General features: G+C 72.8%; 17 protein-coding genes. 4 read left to right on the forward strand and 13 right to left on the reverse strand.

Annotated elements, in window-relative coordinates; translation table 11 throughout:
• Window positions 1-68: 68 nt before the first annotated feature.
• Genes AQJ54_RS13720 through AQJ54_RS13740 form a run of 5 tightly spaced genes read right to left on the reverse strand, consistent with a single transcriptional unit; the run spans window position 69 to window position 5,021 of the window.
• Complete coding sequence (locus tag AQJ54_RS13720) at window positions 69-1,088, reverse strand: Gfo/Idh/MocA family protein (protein ID WP_062238611.1); 1,020 nt, start codon at window positions 1,086-1,088, stop codon at window positions 69-71.
• Between the two features lie 11 nt (window positions 1,089-1,099).
• On the reverse strand, window positions 1,100-2,002 hold the full coding sequence (locus AQJ54_RS13725; RefSeq protein WP_062237420.1) for a sugar phosphate isomerase/epimerase family protein: 903 nt from the start codon (window positions 2,000-2,002) through the stop codon (window positions 1,100-1,102).
• A 1-nt stretch (window position 2,003) separates the two neighbouring features.
• Window positions 2,004-2,915 carry an ATP-binding cassette domain-containing protein gene (locus tag AQJ54_RS13730; RefSeq protein WP_062237422.1) on the reverse strand — a complete coding sequence of 304 codons (912 nt, stop codon included), beginning with the start codon at window positions 2,913-2,915 and terminating at the stop codon, window positions 2,004-2,006.
• Between the two features lie 7 nt (window positions 2,916-2,922).
• The gene (locus AQJ54_RS13735) at window positions 2,923-4,002 is read right to left on the reverse strand and encodes an ABC transporter permease (protein WP_062029371.1); all 1,080 of its coding nucleotides are present in this window, start codon (window positions 4,000-4,002) and stop codon (window positions 2,923-2,925) included.
• The gene (locus tag AQJ54_RS13740) at window positions 4,002-5,021 is read right to left on the reverse strand and encodes a sugar ABC transporter substrate-binding protein (RefSeq protein ID WP_062029369.1); all 1,020 of its coding nucleotides are present in this window, start codon (window positions 5,019-5,021) and stop codon (window positions 4,002-4,004) included. The genes AQJ54_RS13735 and AQJ54_RS13740 overlap by 1 nt, the downstream gene beginning before the upstream one ends.
• 259 nt (window positions 5,022-5,280) lie before the next feature.
• Between AQJ54_RS13740 and AQJ54_RS13745 the strand changes: the two genes are divergently transcribed.
• The 3 genes from AQJ54_RS13745 (at window position 5,281) to AQJ54_RS13755 (ending at window position 8,994) form a co-directional block, all read left to right on the forward strand.
• Window positions 5,281-6,207 carry a PfkB family carbohydrate kinase gene (locus tag AQJ54_RS13745; RefSeq protein WP_062237424.1) on the forward strand — a complete coding sequence of 309 codons (927 nt, stop codon included), beginning with the start codon at window positions 5,281-5,283 and terminating at the stop codon, window positions 6,205-6,207.
• A 58-nt stretch (window positions 6,208-6,265) separates the two neighbouring features.
• A complete protein-coding gene (gene iolD, locus AQJ54_RS13750; RefSeq protein ID WP_062237426.1) occupies window positions 6,266-8,140 on the forward strand; it encodes a 3D-(3,5/4)-trihydroxycyclohexane-1,2-dione acylhydrolase (decyclizing) in 1,875 nt (624 codons plus the stop codon).
• Window positions 8,141-8,208: 68 nt separating this feature from the next.
• Window positions 8,209-8,994 carry a GntR family transcriptional regulator gene (locus AQJ54_RS13755; RefSeq protein ID WP_062029364.1) on the forward strand — a complete coding sequence of 262 codons (786 nt, stop codon included), beginning with the start codon at window positions 8,209-8,211 and terminating at the stop codon, window positions 8,992-8,994.
• Here the strand turns inward: AQJ54_RS13755 and AQJ54_RS13760 are convergent.
• The 4 genes from AQJ54_RS13760 to AQJ54_RS13775 form a co-directional block, all read right to left on the reverse strand.
• Entirely contained in the window at window positions 8,984-10,783 is a 1,800-nt protein-coding gene (locus AQJ54_RS13760) for a glycoside hydrolase family 15 protein (RefSeq protein WP_062238613.1), read from the reverse strand. The genes AQJ54_RS13755 and AQJ54_RS13760 overlap by 11 nt on opposite strands.
• Before the next feature lie 44 nt (window positions 10,784-10,827).
• On the reverse strand, window positions 10,828-11,847 hold the full coding sequence (locus tag AQJ54_RS13765) for a dTDP-glucose 4,6-dehydratase (protein WP_062029362.1): 1,020 nt from the start codon (window positions 11,845-11,847) through the stop codon (window positions 10,828-10,830).
• A 118-nt stretch (window positions 11,848-11,965) separates the two neighbouring features.
• Complete coding sequence (locus AQJ54_RS13770; RefSeq protein ID WP_062237428.1) at window positions 11,966-13,306, reverse strand: UDP-glucose dehydrogenase family protein; 1,341 nt, start codon at window positions 13,304-13,306, stop codon at window positions 11,966-11,968.
• A gap of 45 nt (window positions 13,307-13,351) precedes the next feature.
• Complete coding sequence (locus AQJ54_RS13775; RefSeq protein ID WP_159055520.1) at window positions 13,352-14,641, reverse strand: glycosyltransferase; 1,290 nt, start codon at window positions 14,639-14,641, stop codon at window positions 13,352-13,354.
• A 139-nt stretch (window positions 14,642-14,780) separates the two neighbouring features.
• Here AQJ54_RS13775 and AQJ54_RS45620 point away from each other — a divergent pair, with 139 nt between their 5' ends.
• Complete coding sequence (locus tag AQJ54_RS45620) at window positions 14,781-15,878, forward strand: class I SAM-dependent methyltransferase (protein ID WP_062237432.1); 1,098 nt, start codon at window positions 14,781-14,783, stop codon at window positions 15,876-15,878.
• Here AQJ54_RS45620 and AQJ54_RS13785 read toward each other — a convergent pair.
• The 4 genes from AQJ54_RS13785 to AQJ54_RS13800 are packed head-to-tail and all read right to left on the reverse strand — an operon-like array spanning window position 15,841 to window position 19,709.
• On the reverse strand, window positions 15,841-16,821 hold the full coding sequence (locus tag AQJ54_RS13785; RefSeq protein ID WP_062237434.1) for an NAD-dependent epimerase/dehydratase family protein: 981 nt from the start codon (window positions 16,819-16,821) through the stop codon (window positions 15,841-15,843). The genes AQJ54_RS45620 and AQJ54_RS13785 overlap by 38 nt on opposite strands.
• Window positions 16,821-17,510 carry a sugar transferase gene (locus AQJ54_RS13790; protein WP_062237436.1) on the reverse strand — a complete coding sequence of 230 codons (690 nt, stop codon included), beginning with the start codon at window positions 17,508-17,510 and terminating at the stop codon, window positions 16,821-16,823. Before AQJ54_RS13790 ends, AQJ54_RS13785 begins: the two co-directional genes overlap by 1 nt.
• Window positions 17,497-18,648, reverse strand: coding sequence for a glycosyltransferase family 2 protein (locus AQJ54_RS13795; RefSeq protein ID WP_062237438.1), 1,152 nt, complete (start codon window positions 18,646-18,648; stop codon window positions 17,497-17,499). Before AQJ54_RS13795 ends, AQJ54_RS13790 begins: the two co-directional genes overlap by 14 nt.
• Window positions 18,645-19,709 carry a glycosyltransferase gene (locus AQJ54_RS13800; protein ID WP_062237440.1) on the reverse strand — a complete coding sequence of 355 codons (1,065 nt, stop codon included), beginning with the start codon at window positions 19,707-19,709 and terminating at the stop codon, window positions 18,645-18,647. The genes AQJ54_RS13795 and AQJ54_RS13800 overlap by 4 nt, the downstream gene beginning before the upstream one ends.
• Window positions 19,710-19,711: the final 2 nt, after the last annotated feature.

Consider the following 19,711-nt stretch of genomic DNA (forward strand, 5'->3'; position numbering starts at 1 on the left):
GCCGCGATTCGAGGAGTGCTTAGCGAGCACGAGGGAACTTCGCCGAACTCCCCCTGCACGGCGGCCGGTCAGCCGTACAGCGCGGGCCGCTCCACGAGTTCGACCGGCACCCGGCCGCCGTCGTTCAGCGAGCGCACGCCGGCCTCGCACACCGCGGCCGCCGCGTAGCCGTCCCACACGCTGGGCCCGGTGACCTCGCCGCGGCGGGTGGCGTCGACCCAGGCCTGGACCTCACGGTCGTAGGCGTCGGCGAAGCGTTCGACGAAGTCCTGGGCGATGGTGCCGCCCCAGCGGCCCGCCATGGAGGTGACCATGGCGTGGCCGTCGCCGATGCGGGCGGTGCCGCGTTCGCAGACCACCTCGGCCTGGACCTGGTAGCCGAAGCCGCAGTTGACGAAGATCTCGACGTCGCTGAGGGCGCCGCCCTCGGTCTCCAGGACGACGAACTGCGGGTCCTGGAGACCGTCCGGGGCGTTCGCCGACGGGGTCGGTCGCAGTACCGTCACCGCGGTGATCTCCTGCCCGAGCAGCCAGCGGGTCACGTCCGTCTCGTGCGCCACGGAGTCGCTGATCAGCATGGAGCTGGTGAAGAAGGGCGGGCTGGCAGCGTTGCGGTGCCGGTTGTGCAGCATGAGCGGCCGTCCCAACTGGCCTGTGTCCAGGCAGGACTTGAGCTTCACGTACTCGGCGTCGAAGCGTCGCATGAAGCCCACCTGGACGCGCCGGTGACCGAGTGCCTGCTCGGCCTGAAGGACGCGCAGGGCGGAGGCCGCGTCGGGGGTGAGCGGCTTCTCGCACAGCACCGGCAGGTCGTGCTCCAGGGCCAGCAGCAGCGCCGACTCGTGGGCGGGCCCGGAGGAGGCGATGAGGACGGCGTCCACGTCGGACGCGGCCATCGCGGAGGCCATGTCGGTGTGGGCCGTACAGCCGTCCACGCGGGCGGCGACCTGCTTGGCGCGGTCCGCGTCGAGGTCCACGACGGCGCTCACCCGGGCCCCACTGGTTACCTCGTGGACACGTCGGACATGGTCGGCGCCCATCTTGCCGGTGCCGATGACGGCGACACCGAGGGTGCCTCGCTCGGTCATGGTCATCCCTCTCAGGCGCCGCAGGACCTCAGGAACTTGCGGGTGCGCACCGCGATCGGCAGCGGCCTGTCCGGCTCGCACGGGTACATGTCCTGTTCGACGATCGCGAACAGTTCCACCCCGAGCTTCTGCGCAGCGACCAGTACGGGCTCCAACTCCGGTACTCCGGAGGGCGGTTCGCACATCACGCCGCGTTGGACGGCCGGGCCGAACGGGACCCCGTCGCGCACGACGTCCGCGAGGATCGCCGGGTCGACCTGTTTGAGGTGCAGATAGCCGATGCGTTCGCCGTACGTCTCGATCAGCTTGACGCTGTCGCCGCCGCAGTAGGCGTAATGCCCGGTGTCCAGGCAGAGGTTGACGAGTTCGGAGTCCGTCGAGTCCAGGAAGTGCTCGACGTGGTCCTCGGTGTCGAGGTGGGTGTCGGCGTGCGGGTGGACGACGAGGTCGAGCCCGTAGGTCTCCTTGACCTCGTGGCCGAGACGTTCCATGCCCTTGGTGAGGTGGGCCCACTGCTCGTGGGTCAGCTCGGGCGGCTCCAGGATCTCGGCGGTCCTGTCGTCCCGCCAGAAGGACGGGATGACGACGAGGTGCCGCGCTCCCACGGCCCGGGTGAGCGCGGCGACCTGGCTGACGTGCGCCCAGGTGGACTCCCAGACCGAGGGGCCGTGGTGCAGGCCCGTGAAGACCGTACCCGCCGAGACCTTCAGGTCACGCCTGGCGATCTCGTCGGTCAGCCGTGCCGGATCGGTCGGCAGATAGCCGTACGGCCCCAGCTCGATCCAGGAGTAGCCCGCCTCGGCGACCTCGTCCAGGAAGCGTTCCCACGGCACCTGCGCCGGATCGTCGGCGAACCAGACGCCCCAGGAGTCCGGGGCCGAACCGACGCGGATGCGGTCGAGCGGGGCCGCCACCTCAGGACTTCCCCTCGCCGCCGGCCGCCACGGTGAGGTCTCCCTCTTCCGGGAGGGCTTCGGTGTCGACGCCTCGCACCTGGGACAACTCGTGCTTGAGCGCGGCGAGTTCGGCGCCGCCCGCCATGTGGTTGGTGAGTTCCTCCAGGGTGATCTGCTCCCGGGAGGCGGAGAGTTCCATGGTGCCCAGGCGCAGCACGCTGAAGTGGTCGCCGACCATGTAGGCGTGGTGCGGGTTGTGGGTGATGAAGATGACGCCGAGTCCGCGGTCGCGGGCGGCGGCCACGTACTTGAGGACGACGCCGGACTGCTTGACGCCGAGGGCGGCGGTGGGCTCGTCCAGGATGAGGACGCGGGCGCCGAAGTAGACGGCACGGGCGATGGCCACGCACTGGCGCTGGCCGCCGGACAGGGTGCCGATGGGCTGTTCGAGGTCGTCGAGGACGATGCCCATGTTCCGCAGTTCCTCGTCCGCGGTCTTCTTCATCCTCTCGATGTCGAGGCGACGGACCGGCCAGGGGCCCTTGGTCATCTCGGAGCCGAGGAAGAAGTTGCGCCAGACCGGCATCAGGGGGACGACGGCGAGGTCCTGGTAGACGGTGGCGATGCCCTTGTCGAGTGCCTCGCGCGGGGTGGTGAAGTGGACCGGGGCGTTGTCGACGAGGAACTCGCCCTCGGTGTGCTGGTGCAGCCCGGAGATGATCTTGATGAGGGTGGACTTGCCGGCGCCGTTGTCGCCGAGCACGCAGGTCACCTGGCTGGGGTGCACCTTCAGGCTGACGCCGTGCAGGGCGCGGATGTTGCCGTAGGACTTGCCCGCGTTGCGCAGTTCGACGATCGCCCCGTCCCCCGCGGCGGTGTCGGGGGGGTCGGCGAGGATCGCGCCGTGCGTGCCGGTCTCTTCAGTGGTCATGGGTGGGTCACCTCCGGGTCGCCGTGCGGCTGACCCACAGATTGATCAGGACGGCGCCGAGCAGCATCACGCCGAGGAAGGCCTTGAACCAGTCCGGGTTCCAGTTGGCGTAGACGATGCCCTGCTGGACCATGCCGAACATGAACGCCCCGAACACCGGCCCGATCGCCGAGCCCGCGCCGCCGGTCAGCAGGCATCCGCCGATCACCGCGGCCGAGATGTAGATGAGCTCCTGGCCCACGCCCTCGCCGGACTGCACGGTGTTGAAGGAGAACAGGTTGTGCATCCCGACGAACCAGGCGGCGAAGCCGACCAGCATGAACAGGCTGATCTTGGTGAAGTTCACCGGCACGCCGACCGCGCGGGCGGAGTCCTTGTTGCCGCCGACCGCGAAGATCCAGTTGCCGTACTTGGTGCGCAGCAGCACCCAGGTCGCGAGCGCGGCGAAGACGAGCCAGTAGATGATGGTGATCTTGATCTGGACTCCGCCCACTTCGAAGGAGTTGGCGAAGACCTTCTTGGCCTGGTCGAAGCCGTCCATGTCGCTGATGTCGTCGGTGGCCACGTTCCCGGTGACCAGCTTGGTCACCGCGAGGTTGACGCCCTGGAGGATCAGGAACGTGCCCAGGGTGATCAGGAAGCTCGGCAGCCCGGTCCTGACGACCAGCCAGCCGTTGAGGAACCCGATCCCCAGCGCCACCAGCAGCGCCACGAAGACGCCCACCCACACGTTCAGGGTGAGCTGGAAGGCGAACATGCTCGCGGTCAGCGCCGAGGTGATCACCGCGACACCCGAGGACAGGTCGAACTCCCCGCCGATCATCAGCAGGGCGACCGGCAGCGCCATGATCCCGATCGTGGACGACTGGTAGAGGATGTTCGCCATCGCGCTGCCCTCGCGCACCGGCGGAGCGGCGATCAGGAAGAACACCCACACCGCCACCGCACCCAGGAACACCCCTACCTCGGGGCGCGCCAACAGCCGCAGGGCGAGCGGTCGTTCCGCGGTCCGGCCGTCCTTCACCTGGCCGGGGCCGGGGGCCGGCGGTGTGGTCACCGCCGGCTCGGCGTGCTGGGTCATACCCATCACCTGGTGCCCTTCGCGGCGAACTTCGCCACGGCGTCGACGTTCGACTTGTCCACGAAGGCCGGGCCGGTGAGCACCGGCTGCTCGCCGCCGCCCATGTAGTTGCCGTTGTTCTTGTACAGCCACAGCGAGTCGATCGCCAGGTAGCCCTGGAGGTAGGGCTGCTGGTCGACGGCGAAGGCGATGGTGCCCTTGCTGATGGCGGTCGTCAGGTCCTTGTTGAGGTCGAAGGTGGCGACCTTCGCCTTGCTGCCCGCGTCGGACCCCGCCTGCGACGCGGTCAGCGCGATGGGCGCGCCGAGGGCCACGACGTAGTCGATGGACTTGTCCTGGCTGAGCTTGGCGGTGATGGTCGACTTCACCGACGGCATGTCGGCGCCGTTGACGTTCAGCGTCTGGAACTTGCCGGTGAAGGTCTTCTTCACGCCGTCGCAGCGCTGGGTGAGGCCGATGTTGCCCTGCTCCTGGATGACACAGACGGCGCTCTTGGCGCCCTCCTGGTTCAGCCGCTTGCCGAGCGCCTCACCGGCGACCGTCTCGTCCTGGCCGAAGAACTCCATCAGGCCGAGCTTCTGCCACTCGCTGACACCGGAGTTGAGGCCGACGACGGGTATGCCGGCCGCCTTCGCCTTGGCGACGACGTCCTTGAGGGCGTCGGGCTTGGCGAGGGTGACCGCGATGCCGTCGACCTTCTGGTCGATGGCGTTCTGCACCAGGTTGGCCTGGCCGCCCGCGCTCGGGTCGGCCGAGTAGACCAGCTTGACGTTGTCCTTGTTCGCGGCGGCCTGGGCGCCCTTGCGGACGATGTCCCAGAAGGTGTCGCCCGGCGACTGGTGGGTGACCAGGGCGATGGTCATCCGGGGCGTGGTGGCCTTGCCCGCGGAGGCGCCGTCCGCGCTCTCCTCGGACTTCTTGCCGCCCGAGCTGCTGGAGCAGCCGGCGAGCGTCAGGGCCGCGGCCGCGGCGAGGGCCACGACGGGGGCGAATCTCCGCGAGCGGGAGAGAGAAGAGCGGTCCATCTTTCCTTGCACCTCACTGTGCGACGGGGAGTACGTCGGGAAAGGGGGTGGGATCTGTGAAAACGCGCCAACTTGTGTTGGGACGGGATCCAACTCCCCTGGCGCTGCCGCTGTCAATACTTTGTTAAGACATCATTTCACGAACAGGTCCGAATGTAAGTACAAACTATTGACAGGCTCGCCCTTCGAGTCCTACACCTGGGGATGCAACGGGCCCGGAGGGCCTCGCATCCCCAGTCCGGACCGAGGAGCGTCGCGCATGGTCGAGCCAGTGCAGCAGTTCGACGTGATCAGTATGGGCCGTATCGGAGTTGATCTCCACCCGCACCGACCGGGGGTGCCAGGGCCCCGGCACGGGTCCTCCGGGCGGTTCCTCGGGGGTCCGGCCGCGGATGTCGCGGTCACCGCCGCCCGGCTGGGCTGGTCCACCGCCGTCATCACCCGTACCGGAGCCGATTCCTTCGGCGCGTATCTCCACCAGACCCTCACCGAGTCCGGCGTCGACAACCGCTGGGTGACCCGGACGGCGGCCTCCGCAACGCCGGTCGCCGGCGCTCCCGACCTGGAGATACACACGGACGAGCTCGACTACTTCGCCATCCGCGCGGCCCGGATCTTCTGGATCACCGGGACCGGTCTGAGCGCGGAGCCGAGCCGGTCGGCCACGCTCGCCGCCCTCAAGTGCCGGGACCGGGCGGGCACCACGGTCCTGGAGCTGGACTGGCGGCCCGCGCCGGGCGACGACCCGGCCCGGACGGACCCTGCCGAACCCCGGCCCCGCTACACCCGGGCCCCGCGGCAGGCCTACGCCGAGGCCCGGCCCCACCACGCCGAAGCCCTGCGGCACGCGTACGCCGAGGCCCTGCGGCACGCGACCGTCGCGGTCGGCGACCTCGACGCGTGCGAGATCGCCACCGGAGTGCGCGCACCCCACGCCTGCGCCGAGGCGCTGCTCGCGGCGGGCGTGGAGCTGGCCGTGGTGAAGCGGGGCCCGCAGGGCGTCCTCGCCGTGCACCGCGACGGCACCACCGCCGACGTGCCGTCCGCCCCCGTGGCGGCCGTCGACGGCGCGGGCGACGGGTTCGGCGGCGCGCTGTGCCACGGCCTGCTCTCCGGCTGGGAGCTGGAGCGGACCGTCCGCCACGCCCTCACGGCCGGCACCCCTCTCGACGGCGCCCTGCGGTGACCGGCCCGTCTCCCGCTGTCCTACCTGCCCCTCTCGACACGGCACCGGAGAAGTCCTGATGAGCACCACCACCCGCCTGACCGTCGCCCAAGCCCTGGTGCGGTTCCTGTCCGTCCAGTACACGGAGCGGGACGGCGTACGGCACCGGCTGGTCGCCGGGACCTGGGGCATCTTCGGCCACGGGAACGTGGCGGGGATCGGACAGGCCCTCCTGGAGGCCGGCGAGGACGCCATGCCGTTCCACCAGGGCCGCAACGAGCAGGCCATGGTCCACGCGGCGGTCGGCCACGCCCGCCAGCTGAACCGGCTGTCGGCCCAGGCGGTCACCACCTCGATCGGCCCGGGCGCCACCAACCTGGTCACCGGCGCGGCCCTGGCCACCATCAACCGCCTCCCGGTCCTGCTGCTGCCCGGCGACTACTTCGCCGCCCGCCCCGCCGACCCGCTGCTCCAGCAGCTGGAGCACCCCACCGAGGCGGACGTGTCGGTGAACGACACCCTGCGCCCGGTCTCCCGGTACTTCGACCGGATCCACCGCCCCGAGGCCCTGATCCCGTCCGCCCTCCAGGCCATGCGCGTCCTGTCGGACCCGGCCGAGACCGGCGCGGTCACCCTCGCCCTCCCCCAGGACGTCCAGGCGGAGGCCCACGACTGGCCCGAGGAGTTCTTCGCCGAGCGGGTGTGGCGGGTACGGCGCCCCGCGCCCGACCCGGTGGAACTGGCGGAGGCGGTCCGCGTGATCCGCGCGGCGGCCCGTCCGGTGATCGTGGCGGGCGGCGGCGTCCACCACAGCGAGGCCGAGCAGGCCCTGAAGGCCCTCGTGGACGCCACCGGCATCCCCGTCACGTCCACCCAGGCGGGCAAGGGATCGCTGCGCCACGACCACCCCGCGGACCTGGGCGGCATCGGCCACACCGGCACCGCCGTCGCCGACGACCTCGCCCGCACCGCGGACCTGGTCATCGGCGTCGGCACCCGCTACTCCGACTTCACCACCGCCTCCGGCACCCTCTTCCAGAACCCGGACGTGCGCTTCCTCAACCTCAACATCACCGCCTTCGACGCCCACAAGCTGGCCGCGCGGACGGTCGTGTGCGATGCGCGGGCGGGCCTGGAAGCGCTGACCTCGGCCCTTGCGGGCCACCGCGTGGCCGCGGCCTATGAGGCCGAGTACGGCACCGGCAAGGAGCGCTGGGAGCGGGTCGTGGCGCGGGCCTACGAGGCCGCCGACGAGCACGCCGTCCCCACCCAGACCCAGCTGCTCGGCGCGCTGGACGCGGTCGTCGGCGACGAGGACGTTGTGATCAACGCGGCCGGCTCGCTCCCCGGCGACCTGCACAAGCTGTGGCGGGCCCGCAGCCCGCGCCAGTACCACCTGGAGTACGGCTACTCCTGCATGGGCTACGAGATCCCGGCGGCGATCGGCGTCCAGCAGGCCACCCCCGACACCCCCGTGTGGGCGCTGGTCGGCGACGGCACCTACCTGATGATGCCGACCGAGCTGGTCACCGCCGTCCAGGAGGGCCTGCCGATCAACCTGGTGCTCATCCAGAACCACGGGTACGCCTCCATCGGCGGCCTCTCCGAGACGGTGGGCGGTGAGCGCTTCGGCACGGCCTACCGCTACCGGGCCGCCGACGGCACCTTCAGCGGGGCCCCGCTCCCGGTCGACCTGGCCGCCAACGCGGCGAGCCTGGGCATGGACGTGCTGCGCGCCAAGACCGTGCGGGAGCTGCGCGAGGCCCTGGCCGCGGCCCGCGCCTCGGACCGCCCGACCTGCGTCTACGTCGAGACGGAGACCGCGAACCCGGCCGCTCCCCCGGCCGAGGCCTGGTGGGACGTGCCGGTGGCCCAGACGGCGTCGCGCGAGGCCGCGGTCGCGGCGCGGACGGAGTACGACCGCCAGACGGCCGCCCGCCGCACCCACCTCTGACCCGCCCCCCGACCCGCCGGACCCACCTCTGCCCCCCCCGCCCCCGACCCGCTGAGGGAGGTACCTCCATGGCGAAGCCCGGTGCCATGTCCCGTGCCGCGACCGCGCCCGCGCTCGACTCGCTGGACTTCGCCCTGGACCGGGGCAGTCCGGTGCCCCTGTACTACCAGCTCGCCCGGCAGCTGGAGGAGGCGATCGAGCACGGCGTGCTCGCCCCGGGAAACCTCCTGGGCAACGAGATCGACCTCTCGATCCGCCTCGGTCTGTCCCGCCCGACCGTCCGCCAGGCCATCCAGACCCTGGTGGAGAAGGGCCTGCTGGTCCGGCGGCGCGGGGTGGGCACCCAGGTGGTGCACAGCCAGGTCAAGCGCCCCCTGGAGCTGAGCAGCCTCTACGACGACCTGGAGGCGGCCGGCCAGGGTCCGGCGACCCGGGTGGTCCGCAACGAGACGGTGCCGGCGTCCGCCGACGTGGCCGCCGCGCTGTCCGTACCGGAGGGCGCCGAGGTCATGCTCCTGGAACGGCTGCGCCTGACCCACGGCCAGCCGGTCGCGCTGCTGTGCAACTACCTCCCCGCCGGACTGCTCGCCCTGGACAGCGACCGCCTCGAGTCCACCGGCCTCTACCGCATGCTCCGCACCGCCGGCATCACCCTGCACAGCGCCCGCCAGACCATCGGCGCCCGCCGCGCCACCGCGGAGGAGGCCGCCCGGCTCGACGAACAGGAGGGCACCGCGGTCCTGACCATGCAGCGCACGGCCTTCGACGACACCGGCCGCCCGGTCGAGTACGGCACCCACATCTACCGGGCCTCGCGGTACGCCTTCGACTTCCAGCTGCTGGTCAGGCCCTGAGCGCCGGAGTCAGCGCGAACGCCGTCTCGACGAGGGCGATGTGGCTGGACGCCTGGGGGGTGTTGCCGAGGTGCCGTCCGGCGTCCGGGTCCCACTGCTCCGCCAGCAGTCCGACGTCGTTGCGTACGTCCAGGACCCGTTCGAACAGCTCCCGGGCGCGCGCCGGCTGCCCGGTGGCGGCGAGGGCCTCGGCGTACCAGAGGGAGCACGCGACGAAGGTGCCCTCGGTGCCGCCCAGACCGTCGAGTTCCTGCCCGCCGTCGCCGGTGCGGCCCTGGCCGTAGCGGCGCAGGAACCCGCCGTGCTCCAGACGGCGCATAGCGCGCACCGTGCCGAGTACGCGCGGGTCGGTGACGGGCAGGAAGCCTAGACGGGGGATCAGCAGGGCCGAGGCGTCCAGCGCCGGCGAGCCGTAGGACTGCACGAAGGACCGCTGCCCGGGGTCCCAGCCCTCCCGGCAGACCTCGCGGTGGATCTCGTCGCGCAGTGACCGCCATCGGGCCGAGGAGCCGGTCCGGCCCAGCGCCTCCCCCATCCGCAGGGCGCGGTCGGCGGCCACCCACGCCATGACCCTGGAGTGCACGAACCGCCTGCCGGGGCCGGGCACCTGCCACAGTCCGTGGTCCGGTTCGCGCCAGTGGAGTCGGAGGTGGTCCATGAACGCCTCGACGAGGGTCCACACATGGGCGGGGATCGGGATGCCCGCGCGCAGGGCCAGCCAGAGCGTGTCCAGGACCTCGCCGTAGACGTCGAGTTGGAACTGGTGTGCCGTGGAGTTCCCGAACCGGACCGGCCGAGAGCCGGCGTAACCGGGCAGCCAGGGGGCCTCCGTCTCCGGCAGCAGCCGCTGGCCGCCGACGCCGTAGACGGTCTGGAGATCGCCGGGGTCGCCCGCGATGGCCCGCACCAGCCAGTCCAGCCAGGCCCGGGCCTCGTCGCGGTATCCGCTGCGCAGGAGGCAGGACAGGGCGAGGGTCGAGTCGCGCAGCCAGCAGAACCGGTGGTCCCAGTTGCGCTCGCCTCCGATGCTGCCGGGCAGTGAGGTGGTGGCGGCCGCGACGATGCCGCCGGTGGGAGCGTAGGTGAGGGCCTTGAGGGTGACGAGGGAACGCACCACCGCGTCCCGCCACGGCCCCTGGTACCGGCAGCGGGCGGTCCAGCGGTGCCAGTGGTCGACGGTCTCCTTGAGCACGGTCTCCACGGGCAGGGGCAGCGGCGCGGGCGGCTCGGGCCGGTGCGAGGGGGCCCAGACCAGCGTCAGCGTGAGCCGGTGTCCCGCGGTCAGGGTCACGTCCCAGTCGACCGTGTCCGCGCCCGTTACGACCCGGACGGGGCCGTCGGCGCCCAGCCAGACCGCGTCCGGCCCGGCGACCGCGACGGTGCAGGGGCCGAGGTCCCGCACCCACGGCACGACCCGCCCCTGGTGGAACCGCAGCCGCAGCGCGCTGCGCACGGTCACGGTGCCCGAAAGCCCCTCGACCACCCGCACGAGGCTGGGCAGCCGGGTACGGGGCGGCATGAAGTCGGTGACGCGGACGGTGCCGGCCGGTGTCTCCCACAGGGAGTCCAGGACCAGCGTGCCCGGCCGGTACGCACGGCTGGTGCAGCGGCCGCCGCTCGTCGGCGCGAGACGCCAGAACCCGTTGTCCTCGGTGCCCAGCAGTGCGGCGAGACAGGCCGGGGAGTCGAAGCGGGGCAGGCAGAGCCAGTCGACGGAACCGTCCCGGCCGACCATGGCGGCGGTCTCCTGGTCGCCGACGAGGGCGTAGTCCTCGATGGGCGCGCTCATGGGCGTGATCATCGGGGTGTTCACGGGTGTGTGCATGGGTGCGTTCATGACCGGAGGTACACCCCCGCCCTGCCCTCGTCGCGTTCGGCCAGGTGCAGCAGCGGCTCCCACCAGGACCGGTGGGTGCGGTACCAGTCCACGGTCTCCGCGAGACCGGCGGCCAGGTCCCGGCGCGGGTCGAAGCCGAGTTCGTCCCGGATCTTCCTGGCGTCGACCGCGTAGCGCCGGTCGTGGACCGTCTGGTCGGTGACGATGCCGACCCGGCTCCAGTCGGCGTCGCACGCGTGCAGCAGCAGGGCGGTCACGTCCCGTACGGACCGTTCGTTACCGGCGCCGATGTTGTAGACCTCGCCGGGGCGGCCGCGGGTGCGGACGAGTTCGATGCCCCGGACGTGGTCGTCGACGTGGATCCAGTCGCGGACGTCGTGTCCGCCGCCGTGCAGGAGGACCGGCCGCCCCTCCAGCAGCAGGCAGATGAAGCGGGGCACGAGCCGGTCGGGGAACTGCCGGGGGCCGTAGGTGGTGCAGCCCCGGGCGACCCGGACGTCGAGGCCGTGGGTGCGGTGCCAGGCCAGCGCGATCAGGTCCGAGGCGGCCTTGGTGGCGGCGCGGGGCGAGTTGGGCCGCAGCGGGTCGGTCTCCGGCCAGGATCCGGCGCGGATCGAGCCGTACACCTCGTCGGAGGAGATGTGCACGAACCGCTTCGGCCCGTGTCGCAGGGCCGCGTCGACGAGGGTCTGGGTGCCGAGCACATTGGTGCGCACGCAGGCCTCGGCCCCGTGGCCCGGTCGGTCGACGCGGGTCTCGGCGGCGAAGTGCACGACCTGGTCGTGTGCCGTGAGCAGTTCGTCGACGAGTTCCTGGTCGCAGATGTCGCCCCGGACGAAGGCGAAGTGGTCCGTACGGCGCAGGTCGTCGAGGCCGGCCGGGCGGCCGGCGTGCGTGAGCGCGTCGAGGACGGTCACCGTGACGTCGGCGGGACCGTCGGGGCCGAGCAGCGCGCGGACGTAGTGCGAGCCGACGAACCCGGCTCCACCCGTGACCAGGATGCGGGTGCGCGTCATGACGGGACCGGCGCCCTGCGGTGAGGGCGGCAGACCGGCGGGGGCGCCGCGGGTGTGGAGGGTCGGGCCCCGCCGCGGACGCCGTGCGGGCGCGGGTGCATGGCCGCGGTGGGCTCTGTCATGGTGCTCCGCCTTGTCGTCGCACGGCGTGCCGGGGCCGACCCGGGGCGTGCAGGGTCCATCCCGCCGCGCGCCAGGCCGCCGCGTCGAGGGTGTGGCGGGCGTCGACGATCGCCGGGGTGCGCACCACCTGGGCCAGCTCGGCGGGGTCGAGGTCCCGGTACTGGGGCCAGTCGGTCAGGTGCAGCACCAGATCCGCCTGGTCGCACGTCTTGGTCACGTCCGGTGCGAACAGCAGGGCCGGACGCACGGCGCGCGCGTTGTCGGCCGCCTCGGGGTCGTGGACGCGCACGTGCGCTCCCCGCCGTCGTACGGCTTCGGCGACGGCGAGCGCGGGCGAGTCCCGGACGTCGTCGCTGCCGGGTTTGAAGGCGGCGCCCAGGACGCCGATCCGGCGGCCCGTGAAGGACCCGCCGACCAGGTGCGCGGCGAGTTCGACGGTCCGCAGCCGCTGCCGGGAGTTGATCGCGTCGATCTGGCGGAGGAAGGCCACCGACTCCCCGAGGCCCAGGTCCTCCACCCCGGCCGCGAAGGCCCGGATGTCCTTGGGCAGGCAGCTGCCGCCGAACCCCAGCCCGGGGACGAGGCAGCCCGGCCCGATGCGGGGGTCGGCGCCCATGGCCCGCGCCAGGGTCAGGACGTCGGCGCCGGTGGCGTCACAGATCTCCGCCATGGCGTTGATGAAGGAGACCTTGGTGGCGAGGAAGGAGTTGGAGGCGAGTTTGACCAGTTCGGCGGTGGCGGGATCAGTGGCGACGAAGGGCGTGCCGAGCCGCGTCAGGGGCGCGTAGACCTCCCGCAGCCGCGCTTCCGCCCACGCGGCCCCGACGCCCGCCACGATGCGCAGGGGCCGCGTGGCGTCCTGGACCGCACAGCCCTCGCGCAGGAACTCCGGGTTCCAGGCGAGGTCGGCGGCGGTGCCGAGCCGTCCGGCCAGACGCTGAGTCGTACCCACCGGCACGGTGGACCTGCCGACGACGAGGACCCGTTCGTCCCGCTCCTCGGGCAGGTGTGCGGTCAGCTCGTCCACGGCCGCTTCGACGAACCGCAGGTCCGCGGCGCCGGAACCGGGCAGGGGCGGTGTTCCGACGCAGACGAAGTGGGTGGCGGCGAACCGGGCGGCCTCGGCCGTCGAGGTGGTGAAGCGCAGCCGTCCGCTGTCCACGGCACGTTTGAGCAGCCCGCCCAGACCGGGCTCGAAGAACGGCGGCCGGCCCGCGGTGAGCGCCGCGATCCGCTCGGGGTCGACGTCCGCACCGAGGACCTGGTGACCGAGGTCCGCCATGCAGGCGGCGTGGACGGCTCCCACGTATCCGGTGCCGATGACGGTGAGGCGCATGTCGATCTCCCGGGGGCGGGGGTGGGCCGTGCGGGGGCGGCCGAGTCAGTGGGCGGGGGCCGGAGCGGGCGGCGGGAGGCCGAGCAGCTCGCGATAGCAGGCGTCGACGGCGGCGCACATGGCCTGCGGGGTGAAGCCCCGGCGGGCCCGGCGCCGGCCCTGACGGCCCATGTCGGCCGCCTGGTGCGGATGGTCGAGCAGCCAGCGGACGGCCCGCGCGGCCCCGTCCGGGTCGGCCGGCGGGACGAGCAGCCCGGTGGCGCCGTGTTCCACGAGGTCGGGTACGCCGTTGACTGCTGTGGCGACGACCGGGCGGGCCGTGGCGAGGGCCTCGGTGAGCGCCCGGCCGAGTCCCTCGTACAGGGACGTGATCACGAAGACGTCCAGCCCGGCCACCAGCCAGGCGGCGTCCGTCCGGTGCCCGGTGAGCGTGAGGTCGACGCCCAGTTCCGCGGCGAGCCGTCGCACGTCCCCCTCCAGTGGTCCCTCGCCGATCATCACGAAGGCGGTGTCCGGACGCTCGGCGCGCAGTGCGGCGGCCATCCGGACGAAGTCGAGGGGGGCCTTCTGGTGGTCGAGCCGGCCGACGGTGCCGACGAGGGCGGTGGTGCGCGGCGTCCCGAGCACGCGGCGGGCGAGCGGGTCGAACCGTTCGGGGATGTGGGCCAGGTCGACCGCCGACGGGACGACCCGGACGGCGCCCGGTGGGGCGAGGCGCTCCTCGACGACCTGCTCGGCCAGGCGGGGCGCGACGGCGAGGAAGCGGTGGGTGAAGCGCCGGGTGACCCGCTCCAGGCGGCGGTAGACGAGTCGCCGGCCGCGGGACTGGTAGGGGTGGAAGCTGACGCCGTGGAAGGTGTGCACGACCACCGGTGTGCGGCACAGCCGGGCGGCCACGCGCCCGAGGAATCCGCCCTTGGCGGAGTGGGTGTGCACGATGGTGAACCGCTCGCGCCTGATCAGCCGCGTCAGCCGCCACAGCACCGCCAGGTCCGCCGGGGTCAGCGTGTGCCGGAACCCGGGTATCTCGACCGTGCGCAGGCCGGCGGCCCGGGCCCGGGCCCAGAGGGGACCGCCGGGGACTCCGGCGATCCAGACCTCGTAGCGGGCGGGGTCCATGCCCTGGGCCGACAGCAGGGTGTTGCCGCCGGCGCCGGCCTCCAGGCGGGTGATGACATGGAGGACCTTGACGCGGGGCAGCGACGGCGACGGCGGCAGCTCCGCCGCCGACGCGACCCGCGGGGGTGTGCCCGGCCAGTCGGCGTCGCCGACCGGACGTCCCGAACCGGGGACCAGTGTCCCGTGCCGCATCATCCACCACCGCTCGTCCACCACGACCATAAACCGTATATTTACGGCGTATACGTACATCTTCTCCCGGCAGGCGATCCGGGTCAATCCGGGCGAGGATGTCTCATGGCGAGCCCGGCGCAGGAACCGGCCGTCGGTGATCCCCGGGGTCCGAGGAGCGCGCATGGTCCTGGCCGAACTGGACGACATCAGGCCGCTGTTGGCATGCCCGCGCTGCGGTTCCGGGCTGGAGGCGGACCCGACCGGAGCGGGAGCCGGTGCCGGAGCGGGGGCGGGTTCCGGAGTGGGAACGGGTGCCGGGGCCGGTGTCGGTACCGGCGTGGGAGCCGGTGTCGGTACCGGTGTGGGAGCCGGTGTCGGTACCGGCGTGGGAGCCGGTGCCGGTGCGCTGCGGTGCGCCGCGCCGGACTGCGCGTACCACGCCTCCCCGGCGTTTCCCGACGTGGCGGGAGCGCCCGTGCTCGTCGACTTCGAGCACAGCGTGGTGCGCCGGGAGGCCGTCGCCGCCCTCGCGTCCCCCGCGCACGTGCACCGGGGGGCCGATGCGCTGCCCACCCCGCTGCGGCGGATCGCCAGGCCGCCCAACCGGGTCGCGGCCGTCAACATCGACCTGCTGCTGCGCGCCCTGCCGGGCCCGGCGCCGACGCTGCTCGTCGTGGGCGGGGCGACGGTCGGGAACGGGGTGGAGGCGGTCTACCGGGACACCCGCGTGCGGGTGATCGGGTTCGACATCGTCACCAGCCCGGCCACCCAGTTCGTCGCCGACGCCCACCGCATCCCGCTGCGCACGTCCAGTGTCGACGCGGTGCTGGTGCAGGCCGTGCTGGAGCATGTGCTGGACCCAGCGCAGGTGGTCGCCGAGATCCACCGGGTGCTGCGGGACGACGGGCTGGTCTATGCCGAGACCCCGTTCCTGCAACAGGTCCACGCGGGCGCCCACGACTTCACGCGCTTCACCCCGAGCGGCCACCGCTATCTGTTCCGGCGGTTCGAGGAACTCGCCGCGGGCCCCGTCGCCGGCCCCGGCACCCAGATGCTGTGGAGCGTGGACCACCTGGTGCGGGGTCTGACCCGCAGCGCCGTCGCGGGCCGCGCGACTCGGGCGGCGCTCTTCTGGCTGCGCGGCCTCGACCACCTCGTCCCGCCCGACTTCGCCCAGGACGACGCGTCGGCCGTCTACTTCCTGGGGCGTCGGCGGGACCGGGAGATGACGGAGGCGGAGATCATCGCCTACTACCGGGGGGCGCAGGGGTCGTCGTGACGGGGGACGTGGCCCCGGGCGACGACTCGGCGCGCAGCATCGCCGCGAGCCCGGCCCGCAGGCCCGTGGCCGGGCGGTAGGCGAAGGCGTCGTGGGCCAGGGTGATGTCGGCGGCGGTGCGGCGGGCGTCCCCGGGACGGGCGGGGCCCGGTACGACCCGCACCGGCGCGTTCAAGTCGCCCAGCAGGTCGATGACCTGACGCATCGTCACCTCGCTGCCGCCGCCGAGGTTGGCGACGCCGGACCAGGAGGAGAGCGCGGCCGCCCGCATCGCGGCGACCACGTCCTGGACGTAGGTGAAGTCACGGCTCTGGCCGCCGTCGCCGTACAGCGGGAAGGGACGGTCGGCACGCGCGGCCGCGACCAGGCGGGCGAAGGCCATGTCGGGCCGCTGTCCGGGGCCGTAGACGCTGAAGAGCCGCAGCGAGGCGGCCGGGACGCCGAAGACGGTGCGGTAGGTCTCGCACAGCTGCTCCGCGGCGAGCTTGGTGACGCCGTACGGGGACACCGGCCGGGGGCGCACGGTCTCCGGCGTCGGGTAGGCCTCGGCGTCGCCGTACACGGACGAGCTGGACGCGAAGACCAGGCGCCGCAGTCCGGTGTCCCGGGCCGCTTCCAGGACCCGCTGGGTGACCAGGACGTTGCGTTCCAGGTAGACGGCGAACTCCGGCCCCCAGGAGCCGCGGACACCGGGCTGGCCGGCGAGGTGGTAGACGGCGTCGGCGGGTGCGAACAGCTGCCGCAGGGGCAGGTCGAGCAGGTCGCCGCGGTGGAAGCGGAAGCCCTTCCGGCGCAGCAGCCGGTCGAGGTTGTGCCGTTTGCGGGCGGGGTCGTAGAAATCGGTGAGGGCGTCGACCCCGACGACCTCGTCCCCTTGGGACAGCAGGTGAGCGCTCAGGTGGGAGCCGATGAACCCGGCCGCGCCGGTCACCACGGCCCGCATCAGGACCCGCCCCCTCGGCGCTCCCGGGCCTCGTCCCACGGGGTGCGGAGCACGTACAGGGCGGTCCGGGCGAGGTACCGCACGACGTTCCAGGCCGTGGCCCGGTTGAGGAACTCCGCGTCCAGGGCGGTGCGCCGGGGCACCAGGACCCTCAGGTAGTACGCCTCGGGGTCCGGCCGGCCGTCGAGCCGGTCGGCGTAGGCGCGGGAGCGGAGTTGGCAGGGGCCGGTGAGGCCGGGGCGGTGCCGGAACACCCACTGGTGCTCGGGCGGGTAGCGGCGGGCCAGGTCCGGGACCTCGGGGCGGGGGCCGACCAGGGTCATGTCGCCGCGCAGGACGTTCCACAGCTGCGGCAGTTCGTCGAGGCCGAGCCGGCGCAGCAGCCGGCCGGTGGCCGTGATCCTCGGGTCGGCGCCGCCTGCGACCTGGGGGCCCGCGCTGCCGCTGCGCATGCTGCGGAACTTGTACAGGGTGAACTCCCGCCACCCCTCCCCCGTCCGCGGCTGCCGGAAGAGCACCGGCCGACCGCTCGTCACGGCGACCAGCAGCGCCAGCAGCGCCAGCAGGGGCGCCAGCACCACGAGGAGGGTCAGCGCGACGACGACGTCGAGGACCCGGCGCGACGCCGGAAGCCGCACCGTGCCGGTCGCGGGCAGGGTGGCGGGGGGAGTCTCGTCAACGGTGCGCATGGGACGGACCGCCTCTTTTCCTGGTCGTGCCGCTTTTGCCGGCCGGGCCGCTCTTGCTCGTCGTGCCGCTTTTGCCGGCCGGGCCGCTCTTGCTCGTCGTGCCGCTTTTGCCGGTCGTGCCGCCCGGCGCCGGGCCGGTCTCGCGCGGGTCGGGGATCGCCGGTGCCGACGGGTCGCGGCGGCGGCCGGTGCGGAGCCAGTGCAGGTACCGCCGGTAGACGGCCACGGTGGTCCGCAGGTCCGCCCACCGGCCGTGCGCGGCGGCGGCCGTCAGCCGCGCGGCCGGCTCCAGGGACAGGGTCAGTGCCGTGAGCAGCCGTGCCCGGGACCTGGGCCAGTGCAGACAGGCGTAGGTGGTGCGGCTGCACAGCATCAAGTAGTGGCGCCATGGCCCGAGTTGGGAGGAGCTGACGTTCTCCGCGTGGTGCACACGGGCCTGCCGGAGGAAGTAGGAGGGCCAGCCGGCCTCGCGGGCCCGCAGGGCCAGGTCGACGTCCTCCAGGTAGAGGAAGTACCGCTCGTCGAAGCCGTTCAGCTCGGTGTACAAGGGGCGGCGCACCAGGAAGAAGGCTCCGATCACCTGGTCCACCGGTCCCGAGCGGGTCAGCTCCCGCGGTCCGAGGTGGTGCGGCGGGAACAGGGCGGGGGCCAGCCGGTCCAGGCCGGTCATCTTCCCGACCCAGATGCGCAGGCTGGGAAAGCGCGAGCAGGAGATCCGCGGACGGCCCAGCTCGTCCACCATGAGCGCGCCGAAGATCCCGAAGCCGTCCGCGTCCGGCGTCCCGAGGAACCGGCCGACGGCCCGGAGGGTGTCGGGGTACAACTGCGCGTCCGGGTTGAGGAAGAGCACGAAGTCGCCGCTCCCCCGGCCCGCACCCTGGTTGCAGGCGGCGGCGAACCCGCGGTTGCGCGCGTTGCGCACCACGTCGAGCGGAACGCCGGCGACGGTGTCGCCGGTGGCGAGGTGGTGCAGGGAGTCGTCCGTGGAGGCGTTGTCGACGACGACGATCCTCGTCACCCTCAGCAGCGACGTGTCGGTCGCGGCGATCGACCGCAGGCAGTCGGCCAGGCAGCGGCCCGTGTTCCAGTTGACGATCACGATGTCGACGGTCGGCACCGGCCGGTCCGCGCCGGTCACGGGGTCACCGTCCCGAGTTCCAGGGCGGCGGCCCAGCGGGGCAGCCACGCGTCGTACGAGTACCTGCGCCCGGTGATCTCCCGCGCGGTCCGACCGAGCCCCGCCCGGACGGTCGCGGACGCGTCGATCAGCCCGAGGATCGCGGCGGTCCACTCGTCCGGGCCGCGGGGCGCGGGCATGCCGAACTCGGACAGCAGCTCGGTGTTGACGCCGAGCGGGGTCGCCACGGCGGGCAGCCCGGCTGCGGCGTACTGGAGGAGTTTGTAGCCGCACTTGCCGAGGCTGTAGGCGGTGGGCGCCAGCGGCATCAGCCCGATGTCCATCGCGGACAGGGCCTCCCGCTGGCTGTCCGGGCTCCAGGCGATCCGGTCGATGAGGTGTTCCAGGTCGCCGAGAGAGGGCGTGGTGGTGCCGACGACCGTGACCCGGGCCCCGGTCCGCCGGTGCACCTCCCGGAGCGCCCCGGAGATCAGCAGGAGACACGCCTCGTTGTGCGGTGAGCCGATCCAGCCGAGCCGCGGCGGGTCGTGCAGCGTGTACGACCTCTTGGGCACGTAGTCCGCCAGGGCCACACAGCTCGGTATCACCACGACGTCGCGGTGACGTTCGCAGGCCCAGTCGGCCAGCACGGCGTTGCCCGCGATGACCCGGTCCGCGTGCTCCACGGCCACCTGGGCCTTGGCCGCCTTGGGAGCGAGTCTGCGGACGAGACCCCCCTCGCCCCGGTCCCACTGCAGGGCGTCGTCGAAGTCGTAGACGGCGAACTCCGCGCTCCTCAGGAGCCGCCGCTCCCACCAGCCGCGGCTCAGCGGGGAGGCCTCACGGTGCAGCAGCAGACGCCGGGGTCCGGCGCGTACGACGTCCGCGAGCCGCAGCTCCGCCCGGGCCAGGGACACCGGGTGCCGCAGAAGGCGGGACGGGGCGGCGTCGGACAGCGAGAGATAGCTGCCGACGGCGAAGTCCGTGCCGATGCGGTCGAGCCACTCGAAGACACGGACCCGCGAACTTCCGGCACCCCGGCCGTAAGGGGTGATCGCGAAGCAGTCCGAGCCGTGATCCACAG

This window comes from Streptomyces griseorubiginosus, from assembly GCF_001514195.1.
GTDB classification, from domain to species: domain Bacteria; phylum Actinomycetota; class Actinomycetes; order Streptomycetales; family Streptomycetaceae; genus Streptomyces; species Streptomyces griseorubiginosus.